This is a genomic window from Salinicola lusitanus, from assembly GCF_038648475.1.
In the GTDB taxonomy this organism is placed as follows: domain Bacteria; phylum Pseudomonadota; class Gammaproteobacteria; order Pseudomonadales; family Halomonadaceae; genus Salinicola; species Salinicola lusitanus.
This window is the reverse complement of record NZ_CP151919.1, coordinates 1,305,251-1,317,344: the sequence shown is the minus strand read 5'-3', so window position 1 is coordinate 1,317,344 and position 12,094 is coordinate 1,305,251. Positions and strand designations below refer to the sequence as shown.

Here is a 12,094-nt window from a genome sequence, read left to right as displayed (position 1 = left end):
GACGCCACGCAACAAAGCGAACCGGCGGCTCACTCGAGGCACTGCGCATGAGCTCCAAGACCGTACTCATCGTTGACGACGAAGCATCCATCCGCGAAATGATCGCCGTTGCCCTGGAAATGGCCGATTATCGTGTACTGGAAGCCGACAACGCCCAGACCGGCCACGCCATGGCGCTGGATCAGAAACCCGACCTGATGCTGCTCGACTGGATGATGCCCGGCACCAGCGGCATCGAGCTCGCGCGTCGGCTGAAGCGCGAGGAGGCTACCGCCGAGATGCCGATCATCCTGCTCACCGCCAAGGGTGAAGAGGACAACAAGGTCCAGGGGCTGGAGGCGGGCGCCGACGACTACATCACCAAGCCCTTTTCGCCGCGCGAGCTGGTGGCCCGACTCAAGGCGGTACTGCGCCGGGCCACGCCGCCGGGTATCGAGGAGGCGGTCGAGGTCGAGGGGCTGCGGCTCGACCCCTCCAGCCACCGCGTCACCTCCCATGGTGGCGCCCTGGAGATCGGCCCGACCGAGTATCGTCTGCTGCAGTTCTTCATGACCCACCAGGAACGCGCCTACACCCGCAGCCAGTTGCTGGATCAGGTCTGGGGCGGCAACGTCTACGTGGAAGAGCGTACCGTCGATGTGCATATCCGCCGGCTGCGCAAATCCCTCGGCGAAGCGCACCAGCATCTGGTCCAGACCGTGCGCGGCACCGGCTACCGCTTTTCGGTCAGGGAGTAAGTCAGGACGTGCGCTACTGGATCAACGAACTGTGGCGCCTCGGCTACATGCTGTTCGGGCTCGGCGCCATGGGACTGTTGCTCGGCGAGCTGGGCGACGACCTGCTCGCCGGGCTGGGCTGGGGGCTAGCGGCCGGCCTGGGGCTCTATGTCTTCCTGCACCTGCGCCACGTGCGCATGCTCTATGTCTGGCTGCTGAAGAATCCCCGCGAGGCGCCACCACCCGGCACCGGAGTCTGGGGTGACCTGTTCGATCGCCTGTATCACTATCAGAAAGCCCAGACCCAGCTGCAGCAACGACTGCGCGATATCCTGCGGCGCATCCAGGACTCCTGCGAGGCGATGCGCGACAGCGTGGTGATGCTGGATCCCAATGGCGACCTGGAGTGGTGGAACAGCGCCGCCGGCGACATGCTCGGCCTGCAGCCCGATCACGACCGCGGTCAGCCGATCACCAACTTCCTGCGCGATCCCCGTTTCATCGCCTACTTCGAGACGGGCGACTACCGCGAGCCGCTGCTGATTCCCTCCCCGGTCCAGGCCAATCGTACCCTGCAGTTCCATCTCACCCTGTTCGGCGACAACGAACGCCTGCTGATGGCGCGGGACGTGTCCCGGCTGCATCAGCTGGAGATGATGCGCCGCGACTTCGTCGCCAACGTCTCCCATGAGCTGCGCACGCCGCTGACGGTGCTGGCCGGTTATCTCGAAACCTACTCGGACCACGCCGACCAGCTGCCGACACGCTGGCAGCGAGGCTTCTCGCAGATGCAGGCGCAGACCACGCGCATGCAGAATCTGGTCGAGGATCTGCTGCTGCTCTCCCGGCTCGAGATCGATAGCCCCGACGACGACCGCGATACGCTGGACGTGACGACGCTGCTCGGCGAGATCGTCGCCGATGCCCGGGAGTTGAGCGCCCAACGCCACCAGTTGTCGATAGAAGCCGACGAGTCGCGGCGGCTGCTGGCGAACACCAAGGAGATACGCAGCGCCGTCTCCAACCTGGTCTTCAACGCCGTTCGCTACACACCGGAAGGCAGCACCATCACCCTGCGCTGGAAGCCCTGGCATGACGGCGCCGCCATCGAAGTGGAAGACAACGGCGAGGGTTTCGATCCCATCCATATCCCGCGACTGACCGAGCGCTTCTATCGCGTCGACAAGGGTCGCAGCGCCGCCACCGGCGGCACGGGGCTGGGCCTGGCCATCGTCAAGCACGTGCTGCTGCGCCACGACGCCAGCCTGGAAATCGTCAGCCGCCCGGGGCTCGGCGCGCGCTTCCGCTGCGTGTTTCCCGCTGCCCGACTGGTCGAGCCTGACACAGGGTCGGCGCCGTCCCCCTGAACGGCGCCGTCGCTGCTCACGGCGGACCCTCCTCCCTCCAGGCCGGCATGGCCGCCGAATCGCGTCGGGCAACGTCGGCGTACCCCAATCCGGCCCGATCACGCGCATCGCGGCGAAATCGCACGAATCGATCTCAACCTTGATTAGAACCTGCCGATAAAGTGAGCGGATTATTAGTTTAATCCTCCATATGAATCGACAGATACCTCGGAAAGGAACGGTTTTCGCGATGACGATGCGGCAAAAACTCTGGATCACGGTGGGACTGATGTGGTTCGGTATGCTGGTGCTGGTGGGCTGGATGGCCCTGGAGAAGCGCGATACGTTGATGGCCGAGCGCGTCAGCAGTCTCAAGAGCTTCGTGGCCAGCGCCCAGACACTGGTCGAGCGCTATGTCCAACGCGCCAACGATGGCGAGTTCTCCGAACAAGCCGCCAAGGACTTCGCGCGCAGGAACCTATCGGCGCTGGATCTCGACGGCAGCTATGTCTACGCCTTCGACAGCAACATCCATCTGGTCTATCACCCCAAGCGCGAAATCGGCACGGACATGAGCGGTTTCCGCGACGACAACGGCATCTATTTCTATCGCGAGCTCAAGGCGCTGGCGGACTCCCCCGACGACGGCACCCTGGAGTACACCTCCACCAACGCCGATGGCCAGGACATATCGCGCCTCAACTACGTGCGCTACGTCCCCGAGTGGGACTGGTATCTCGCCGCCAACGTCTATATCAGCGACATCCAGCAGGCGTTCTGGGCCGGCGTGTTGAAGATGAGCCTGATCGCCGGTGCCATCGGCATCATCATCACGCTGATCATGGGCTGGATCATCCGCAACGTGCTGGGCGACCTGGGGGGCGACCCGCGCCAGGCGCGAAACGCGATCCGGGGCATGGCCGAGGGCGATCTCACCACCGCGCTGAAGATCGGCGCCGGCGACCGCCACAGCCTGCTCGCGGCCATCGAGGGCATGCGGATTCACCTGGCCGAATCGATGACCAACGTTCGCCACGCCTCGACCACCATCACCGTCGGCGTGGGCCAGATCCACAGCGGCAACCAGGACCTGGCGGCGCGAACCGAGCAGCAGGCGGCCTCCGTCGGCGAGACGGCCTCCAGCATGGAGGAGCTGACCCAGACCGTGCGCCAGAATGCCGACAACGCCCGCCAGGCGAGCGGCCTGGCCGGTGAGGCCCGCGCCACCGCCGCGGAGGGCGGCGAGATGATGGATCAGGTCGTCTCGACCATGCAGGGCATCACCGACAGCTCGCGCCGGGTCACCGAGATCGTCGGCGTGATCGACTCGATCGCCTTCCAGACCAATATCCTGGCGCTCAACGCCTCGGTGGAAGCCGCCCGGGCCGGCGAGCAGGGTCGGGGGTTCGCGGTCGTCGCCAATGAAGTCCGCACCCTGGCCAGCCGCAGCGCCGAGGCCTCCCGCGAGATCCGCGAACTGATCGACGCCTCGAATCGCAGGATCGATGCCGGTTCCGAGATCGTCGGGCAAGCCGGCGGGACCATTCGTCGTGCCGTGGATTCGGTGGCCCGCATGACAGATCTGATCGAGGAGATCTCGATCGCTTCCGGCGAACAGTCCAACGGTATCGACCAGGTCAACGAGGCCGTCGTGCAGATGGATCACGTCACCCAGCAGAACGCCTCGCTGGTACAGCAGGCATCGGCGGCCGCCGCCACGCTCAATGCGCAGGTGGCGACGCTGGAGCGGGCACTGGCCGGGTTCAAGATTCCCGATGCCGAATACGACGAGAGGGTGTCGCGCTATCGCTCGCCGTCACCCTCGACCCCGGCGCCGATATTGGCGGCGGCCTCCTCGCCGGGAGGCAAGACCGCGACACGCTCGGCACCGAGCGATAACGACGATTGGGAGTCGTTCTAGAGCGCCCTCTCGACCCGGCCCTGTCTCCCATCCGCCTGTCTTCCGCCACCGGCTCGGGTTATGGTGGCGGCATCCCGCGATACGGAGTGCCGACAGGTGATATCGATCCCCTCCTCTCTCTGGTGGTGCCGACGACTCGGCGCCACCGTCTTCGTGCTGCTGCTGTCGAGCGTCATGGTCGAAACACGCGCCGATGCGGTTCCGGTCACCTTCCCCGACAGCGTCCAGCAGGGCTCGATGGTGATCGGACGCGTGCCGCCCGGCAGCCAGGTCACCGTGGCGGGACACGATCTCCGGGTTACCGGCTACGGCACCGTAGTCTTCGGTGTCGGCCGCGATGCCAGCGGTCGTCAGACAGTGTCGATCACCACACCGGATGGGCGCCAGCAGAGCGCGGCGGTCGCGATCACGCCCCGGGACTGGCCGATCGAGCGCATCGACGGCGTGCCGCCCAGGACCGTCTCGCCGCCGCCGGAGATCGCCGCCCGCATCGCCCGCGAGCAGGCCGCCGTCAGCGCCGAGCGCAAGCGCAACGACGACCGGGTGGGGTTCGCCCAGACCTTCGTCTGGCCGGTGGAGGGGCGCATCAGCGGGCGTTTCGGCAACCAGCGCATCTACAACGGCACGCCGGGATCGGCGCACTCGGGCATGGACATCGCCGCCGCCGAGGGCACGCCGATCAAGGCCCCGGCGAGCGGCGTGATCACCTTCGCCGACGATCTCTATCTGACCGGCGGTACGGTGCTGCTCGACCACGGTTACGGCATCAGCTCCAATTTCCTGCATCTGTCGCGGATCGACGTGAAGGTCGGCGATCGCGTCGAGCAGGGCGACGTGATCGGTGCGGTGGGGGCGACCGGGCGCGCCACCGGGCCCCACCTGCACTGGGGCATGAACTGGTTCGATACCCGCATCGACCCGCTGCTGGTACTGGAGCGAGGCCGTTAGTCACGAACGCAGCTAGGCGCTTTCCCGTTTCCAGTAGCCCGTGACCAGATGCTGCCCCTTCCGCAGCCCGAACTCCTGCTTGAGCCGCTTCCTCAGGCGCTGGCTGACATCGGCTTCACCGGCGAACCAGACGAACAGATCGTCGCGGGTATCGGGCATCGCCTCGACCACCGCCGAGGCAAGCTGCTCGCTCGGCGCGTGACCGCGACAGCGGTGCCGCCAGCTGATGCGGCAGTGATCGGCGACCGGCAGCTCCAGCTCATCCACCGGCGATTCGACCTCCAGCCACGCCTCGACCTGCGCGCTCGCCGGCAATGTCTCCAGCAACCGCGCGATGGCGGGAATGGCCGTCTCGTCGCCGGCCAGCAGGTAGTGGGATGCGTCGGCGACGCCCCGGCCGTAGGGACCGGCCATGCCACAGATGTCGCCCGGTTTGGCTCGGCGGGCGAAATCGCCTCCCGGCCCCGGCGCTTCGTGTAGCAGGAAATCGATCTCCACCTCGCCGCTGACGACGTCCAGGCGGCGAATGGTGTAGTAGCGAATCTCGGCCCGTCGATCTTCCGGCGGCCATTGGGTACCGCCTTCCGCGGTGGGTCGGGGCCACTGGGGGCGATCGATGCCGACCGGGGGGAAATGCAGCCGCACGTGCCACTCTTGCGGATGATCGAAGCGCGCCAGGTTTTCGCCACTCAGGGTCAAACGACGGATGCTGGGGCTGAGCTCCTCGACCCGGGTCACCCGCATCTCGCGAAAATTGGCGAAGGTCGGTGCCGCCACCACGTCGCCATGCCAGTGCAGTGGCAGGGCGTTCTCGCCAGCGAACAGCGAGACGTAGTGCTCGATAATGCCGCGCAGCGTCTCCAACCCATCTCTCGCGTCGGCTTCGGCCTCGAGGTGAAGGCCGACCCGGCTCACCGAGAAGCGTGCTTCGCCACCCGGCAGATCGATCGCCACCTGGCGCTCGTCGCTGCGGTAGGCCACATCGTACTCATCCAGAAACGATATCAGGCGCAATCGAAAATCATTCACATCGGTAAGCGTCAGTGTGGCGTCGCAGCGTTGTGCAGTCATGGTATCGGATCGTCGCGAGGGTGGATCGATGAGCGGAGCCGGCAGGACGCCAGCGCGATCAGCGTATCAGAAAAGGCGCTACGGGGGGAATCCTTGCCGAGGCGGGTACCAACGCAGGATGCCCCCGAAACGGGGGCATCCTTGAACGGCCTGACATCGGAATATCGACCCGATGATCAGGCAGTCGCTTCGGCGTAGCGACGGTTGACTTCGTCCCAGTTGATGACGTCGAAGAACGCCGCGATATAGTCCGGACGCTTGTTCTGGTACTTCAGATAGTAGGCGTGTTCCCAGACGTCCAGTCCCAGGATCGGCGTCAGGCCTTCCATCAGCGGGCTATCCTGGTTGAGGGTGTTGATGACCTTGAGCTTCTTCTCGGGCGTCACCACCAGCCATGCCCAGCCACTGCCGAAACGGCCGGCTGCCGCCTTCTTGAACTCTTCCTTGAAGGTCTCGTAGCCGCCCAGCTCGCTGCTGATGGCCTCGCCCACCTTGCCGGTCGGCTCGCCACCGCCATCCTTGGACATCACGGTCCAGAACAGAGAGTGGTTGGCATGACCGCCGCCGTTGTTGATGACGGCCTGGCGCTTGTCCTGCGGCACCTTGTCGATATCGGCCATCAGCTTGTCGACCGGCACCTCCTCGAGACCCGTGCCTTCCAGCGCGGCGTTGAGGTTGTTGACGTAAGTCTGATGGTGACGAGTGTGGTGGATCTCCATCGTCATCGCGTCGATCTTGGGTTCCAGCGCGTCATAAGCGTAGGGTAGCGACGGTAAGCTATGAGCCATGATCAAAACTCCCTTTCATGAGGAGGCATTGCCCGACGTGGGCGCCTCTCGGGTGAATCAAAATAGTGAGCAACGCGTCGCGGTGTCAAGCGAGCCCGATCTTCGCACAGCGTTGCTACGATGAAATATCACATTGATTTCAAAAGATTTTCCGAAGCCTTGGCAAAGCTGACCTCACTGCTTCGGCAAATCTCCCTGCCGTACCAGTCTAGATGGCGTGCTCCAAGGCGGCTTTCAACCCCATCCACCATTTTTCTTGTCGACCCAGGCCTCGTTGGTGCGCGCCAGTCGTGCGCCATCAGCGGGTGGCCGGCACCATGGAGCGGTAGTAGCGATCCCACAACATGACGCCACCGGCAACGCCGCCGGGCAACAGAATCAGATTGAGCACCGGCACCCAGGTCGCCACCGACATGCAAGCGCCGTAGGTCAACGTCGGCCACCAGCGCCCGCGCAGCCGACGACGCATGTCGGTGAAGCTGACCTGATTGTTGTCCATCGGGTAATCGAGGTACTGGACGGCCATCATCCAGGCCGAGAACGCCGCCCACAGAAAGGGGGTGATCAGGTTCAGCCCCGGCACGAACCCCAGCAGGAACAGCACCGCCATGCGCGGCAGGATATAGCCCAGCTTGACCAGTTCCCGCCCCAGCGCATCGACGCCGGTCTTGATCCAGCCGCGCTCGTCGCTGGGCGGCCGCCCGGTGACCCGGGTTTCCACCTTTTCGGCCAGGAAGCCGTAGAACGGCGCCGCGATCAGGTTGGAGACCAGGGTGAAAGTGAAGAAGACGATCAGCGCCAGGGCAACCACCAGCAGCGGCCAGATCAGCCACTCGAGCCAGGTCAGCCAGCCCGGCACCTGGCGCATGCCGTAGTCGAGCCAGCCGCCGAAGTTGCCGATCAGATAGTAGATGGTGCCGCCATACAGCAGCAGGTTGACCAGAATCGGACCGATCACGAAGCGGCGCAGCCCGGGTTCGAACACCAGGCGCGTGCCTTGGATAATCGCTTGAAGGGGATAGATCATGCTGAATCCGTCGACCAGACAAAATGTTGCGTGATCGACACGCTAACACACTCCCTGCGGCGCGGCGTCAATCCTGACCCCGCATGCCCCCGGCCGGCGAGCGACGGGCCCTGGCGCGAAGTATGAAAACCCCGGCCCTTGCCGATACGGCGTCAACGCTCGACTGGCGCACCAATCCGGTCCTCTCTGCCGCCGATCCTGCGTTGCGGCCCACGGGCCAGGGGGGAAGGACGGCGACCCGCGGAGTATGGGCCCAGGATCGGCCTGCGCCCGTCGGCTTTTTAGCCAGACCTAGCGCTTGTCGCTTCGGCCCAGGGCTTCCCGATCGAGCTCGTCCACCGAGGTATGGCGGATGTCGCGCCCCTTCACCAGATAGATGACGTGCTCGGCGAGGTTGTCGGCGTGATCGCCGATACGCTCGAGCGCGCGCAATACCGTCATGACGCTGAGCACGCCACCGATGGAGCGAGGGTCTTCCATCATGAAGGTCGCCAGCGATCGCATGGCCGTGGTGTACTCGCTATCCACCGACGCGTCTTCCTGAACCACCTTCAAGGCCAGTTCGGTATCGAAGCGGGCGAAGGCGGTCAGGGAATCGCGCAACATGCTGCGCACGTGTTCGCTGATGTGACGAATCTCCACGCTGCCCTGGGGGATACGCCCCGACTCGATCAGATCGATGGCGTTGCGCGCGATCTTGTTGGCTTCGTCGCCCATCCGCTCGAGATCATTGGTAGCCCGAATGACCGCGATCACCAGGCGCAGATCGGAAGCTGCCGGCTGGCGACGCGCCAGGATCCGCACGCACTCCTCGTCGATCTTGAGCTGCATGTCGTTGACGCTGGTGTCGTTGTCGCGCACCCGAATCGCCAGTTGGCTGTCGCCATCCAACAGTGCATCCAGCGCTTCCTGGAGCTGCTTCTCGACCAGCCCTCCCATGGCCATCAATTGGGTCTTGATGGTCTCGAGATCCTGATTGTACTGCTGCGAGATGTGCTGACTGTGGGTATCGCTGGTGATATCCATGCGTGACTCCGACGGCTTGTCTTGGGGGCGTTGACGTATCTGGCACTGTGACTGGGCAGTCGAGCCTGCCAGCAAGGATCTGTCTTCGATGGCCTGAACGCGACAGGCGTAGAGACACCTATAGCCGCGATCATCGCACGGAATTGTTGCAACTTCGTGACGATGACGGATTCACAGCGGGGTCAGTTTGGCGAATCCCAGTACCAACCACTTGTCGCCCTCGCCCTCGAAACTGACATGCACCCGAGCCCGAGCCCCTTCACCCTCGGCATCGAGTATCACGCCCTCGCCGAACAGCGGATGGCTGACGCGCTGGCCGAGCGACAGCGATGGCAGATCGTCGCCGCCCTCGACGCCCTGCTGACGCGCCGGCCCCACGCTGGGCCGGGAGGTCACCGGTCGCGATACCTGGCCGCGCAGGCGCACCTCCTCGAGCAGCTCCTCGGGGACTTCCCGCAAGAACCGCGAGGGTCGCGCCATGGTCTCACGCCCGTGCAGGCGGCGAATCTCGGCGTAGGTGAGATAGAGCTTGCGCATGGCACGGGTCATGCCCACGTAGCAGAGCCGGCGCTCCTCCTCGAGGCGCCCCGGCTCCTCCAGCGACATCTTGTGCGGGAACAGCCCCTCTTCGATACCGGCCACGAACACCACCGGGAACTCCAGCCCTTTGGCCGAGTGCAGCGTCATCATCTGGACGCAATCCTCGAACTCGTCGGCTTCGTGATCGCCGGCATTGAGTGCCGCCTCGGCCAGGAACGGCTCCAGTGCCGCGGCGCCTTCGCCCACCTCCTGCAGGTCGATCGGATTGGCCTGGGCGCTCTGCGAGAACGCTCGGGCCGCGTTGATCAGCTCCTCGAGGTTCTCGACCCGCGCCTGGCCTTTCTCGCCCTTCTCGCTGCGGTGATGCTCGATCAGCCCGGAGACCTGAATGACGTGATCGATGATCTCGTAGAGCGCCATGCCGGCGGTGTCGTTGTCGAGGCGCTCGATCAGCTCGGCGAAGGCGTTGATCGCATTCCCGGCCCGCCCCTTGAGCGTGCCGTCGCTCAGGCTGTCGTGCAGTGCCTGCCACAGCGACACGTTGGTGTCGCGGGCGCGGCCACGCAGGATCTCCACCGTGCGCGTACCGATCCCGCGGGGCGGCACGTTGATCACCCGCTCCAGCGAGGCGTCGTCCTCGCGATTGAGCAGCAGCCGCAGATAGGCCAGCGCGTTCTTGATCTCGAGCCGTTCATAGAAGCGCTGGCCACCGTAGATGCGATACGGCACGCCGCTGCGGATCAGCGCCTCCTCGATCACCCGCGACTGGGCGTTGGAGCGGTAGAGAATCGCCATCTCGCGGCGCGCGAAGCCGTTGCGGCCCTGCTCGCCGATGGTATCGACGATGAAGCGCGCCTCGTCGAGATCGTTGAAGCCGGCATAGACCGAGATCTTCTCGCCGGTCTCGCCATCGGTCCACAGCTCCTTCCCCATGCGCCCGCTGTTCTGGCTGATCAGCGCATTGGCGGCATCCAGAATCACGCTGGTGGAGCGGTAGTTCTGCTCCAGGCGCACGGTCCGGGTATTGGCGAACTCGCTCTCGAAACGACGGATGTTCTCGACCTTGGCCCCGCGCCAGCCGTAGATCGACTGATCGTCGTCGCCGACCACGATCATGGCCGCACAATCGGCATCGCTCCCCCCATTGCCATCGGCGCCGGCCAGCAGCTTGAGCCAGGCGTACTGCAGGGTATTGGTATCCTGGAACTCGTCGACCAGGATATGGCCGAAGCGTTCGCGATAGTGCTTGAGCAGCGCCGGCGTGTCGCGCAGCAGCTCCAGGCTGCGCAGCAGCAGCTCGCCGAAGTCGACCAGTCCGCCCCGCTCGCAGGTCAGTTGATAGAGCTCGTAGAGCTCGACCATCTTAGCCATGTAGGGATCGCCGTGGGTCGCCACCTGCTGCGGGCGCAGTCCCTCCTCCTTGCAACCGCCGATGAAATACTGCACCTGCTTGGGCGGATAGCGCTCGTCGTCGACGTTGTGATCCCGCAGCAGGCGCTTGACCAACCGCAGCTGGTCGTCGCTGTCGATGATCTGGAAATGCTGGGGCAACCGCGCGTCATGCCAGTGCGTGCGCAGCAGGCGATGAGCAATGGAGTGGAAGGTACCGACCCACATGTTGCGCAGCGACGCGCCCTGTAGCGCCTCGAGACGCGTGCGCATCTCGCGGGCCGCCTTGTTGGTGAAGGTCACCGCCAGAATCGCGTAGGGGGAGACGCCCTCCACCTGCATCAACCAGGCGATGCGATGCACCAGAACCCGGGTCTTGCCCGAACCGGCACCGGCCAGCACCAGCATATTGCCGGGCGGCGCGGCGACGGCCTCGCGCTGGTTGGCGTTGAGGGAGTCGATTAGTGCCGAGACATCATCCATTGGGAACCGTGCGGGGCCTGCTGCTGGAAATAGAGAAGAGCGCGCCAGCTTAACATAGCCGACCCGCTCCACCTGACATGACGCCCGCCACGGCTGAGTGGCGCGGGGCGATCAGCGCTTCTGCGACGTGGCGGCGTCTTCGGCCGCAGCCCGGATCGCCGCATCCTGGGGACGCGCGGGCGCAGACGACGCTCCGGCTCCGGCGGCACCGGTCGCCGAGGAGGAGGCGGAAGATTTCGCCGCCGCGCCGGAGGTCGTGGGAGCCGTCGCCGACGGCGCTTCCCGGGGAGTCGGCGAAGCCGCCGATGCCTTCTCCTTGTCGGCACTCGGCGTATCTGCCGCCTCGCCGCCGGCAGGCCGGTCCTGGGTGATCGCCTCGGGCTTGGGCGGCGGCTCGATCACCGTCTCGTGGTGCATGTCGGCGAGCTTCTCGGCGCCCTTGGCGACGTGGTGATACATCTCGCGATAATCCTCGACCATACGGGTCATGGTCGCGGAGACCTGTTCGAAATGCTCGCGGACGTCCTCCTTGTAGGCGGTGTGTTCGCGGTTGAGTTCGCGCATCGGTTCGGTGTTGTGGCCCCCCATCTTGGTACCCAGCCAGTAACCGACCAATACGCCAACGGCGCCCACCGCCACGACGATCGCGATCCAGGGCCCTACGCCAATGCTCTCCATAAATCAGCCGCCTCTTATTGAAAGACAATTCCAGTGTATGAAAGACAAATACCATCGGTCCTTGCCGCACCACGATTGAAGACAGATCGCACGGCGGGATGGTTCAATACCCAACCTTATCTCAGCACCTAACCATAGTTCAGCCTCGTTCGGCCAGCCGC

10 protein-coding genes are annotated in these 12,094 nt (G+C 64.9%); 4 read left to right on the top strand and 6 right to left on the bottom strand.

What is annotated here, in order from left to right:
• Window positions 1-47: 47 nt before the first annotated feature.
• From phoB to AAGT95_RS06030, 4 genes are all read left to right on the top strand, one after another.
• Entirely contained in the window at window positions 48-737 is a 690-nt protein-coding gene (phoB, locus tag AAGT95_RS06045) for a phosphate regulon transcriptional regulator PhoB (RefSeq protein ID WP_110601779.1), read from the top strand.
• A gap of 8 nt (window positions 738-745) precedes the next feature.
• Window positions 746-2,083, top strand: a complete 1,338-nt coding sequence (phoR, locus tag AAGT95_RS06040; RefSeq protein WP_110601778.1) for a phosphate regulon sensor histidine kinase PhoR — start codon at window positions 746-748, stop codon at window positions 2,081-2,083.
• Window positions 2,084-2,312: 229 nt separating this feature from the next.
• Window positions 2,313-3,983, top strand: coding sequence for a methyl-accepting chemotaxis protein (locus tag AAGT95_RS06035; RefSeq protein ID WP_342595876.1), 1,671 nt, complete (start codon window positions 2,313-2,315; stop codon window positions 3,981-3,983).
• Between the two features lie 96 nt (window positions 3,984-4,079).
• Window positions 4,080-4,931 carry a M23 family metallopeptidase gene (locus tag AAGT95_RS06030; protein ID WP_342595875.1) on the top strand — a complete coding sequence of 284 codons (852 nt, stop codon included), beginning with the start codon at window positions 4,080-4,082 and terminating at the stop codon, window positions 4,929-4,931.
• 12 nt (window positions 4,932-4,943) lie between these two features.
• On the opposite strand, the gene AAGT95_RS06025 is transcribed toward AAGT95_RS06030, so the two are convergent.
• The 6 genes from AAGT95_RS06025 to AAGT95_RS06000 all read right to left on the bottom strand — a co-directional run bounded on the left by AAGT95_RS06025 (window position 4,944) and on the right by AAGT95_RS06000 (window position 11,933).
• Window positions 4,944-6,002, bottom strand: coding sequence for a siderophore-interacting protein (locus AAGT95_RS06025; RefSeq protein WP_342595874.1), 1,059 nt, complete (start codon window positions 6,000-6,002; stop codon window positions 4,944-4,946).
• Between the two features lie 176 nt (window positions 6,003-6,178).
• Window positions 6,179-6,790 carry a superoxide dismutase gene (locus tag AAGT95_RS06020; protein WP_110601772.1) on the bottom strand — a complete coding sequence of 204 codons (612 nt, stop codon included), beginning with the start codon at window positions 6,788-6,790 and terminating at the stop codon, window positions 6,179-6,181.
• A 298-nt stretch (window positions 6,791-7,088) separates the two neighbouring features.
• A complete protein-coding gene (gene cysZ / locus AAGT95_RS06015) occupies window positions 7,089-7,817 on the bottom strand; it encodes a sulfate transporter CysZ (RefSeq protein WP_110601771.1) in 729 nt (242 codons plus the stop codon).
• Window positions 7,818-8,108: 291 nt separating this feature from the next.
• The gene (phoU, locus tag AAGT95_RS06010; RefSeq protein ID WP_110601770.1) at window positions 8,109-8,843 is read right to left on the bottom strand and encodes a phosphate signaling complex protein PhoU; all 735 of its coding nucleotides are present in this window, start codon (window positions 8,841-8,843) and stop codon (window positions 8,109-8,111) included.
• A gap of 171 nt (window positions 8,844-9,014) precedes the next feature.
• Window positions 9,015-11,255 carry a DNA helicase II gene (uvrD, locus tag AAGT95_RS06005; RefSeq protein ID WP_342595873.1) on the bottom strand — a complete coding sequence of 747 codons (2,241 nt, stop codon included), beginning with the start codon at window positions 11,253-11,255 and terminating at the stop codon, window positions 9,015-9,017.
• A gap of 111 nt (window positions 11,256-11,366) precedes the next feature.
• Window positions 11,367-11,933 carry a ZapG family protein gene (locus tag AAGT95_RS06000; RefSeq protein ID WP_342595872.1) on the bottom strand — a complete coding sequence of 189 codons (567 nt, stop codon included), beginning with the start codon at window positions 11,931-11,933 and terminating at the stop codon, window positions 11,367-11,369.
• Between the last annotated feature and the right edge of the window lie 161 nt (window positions 11,934-12,094).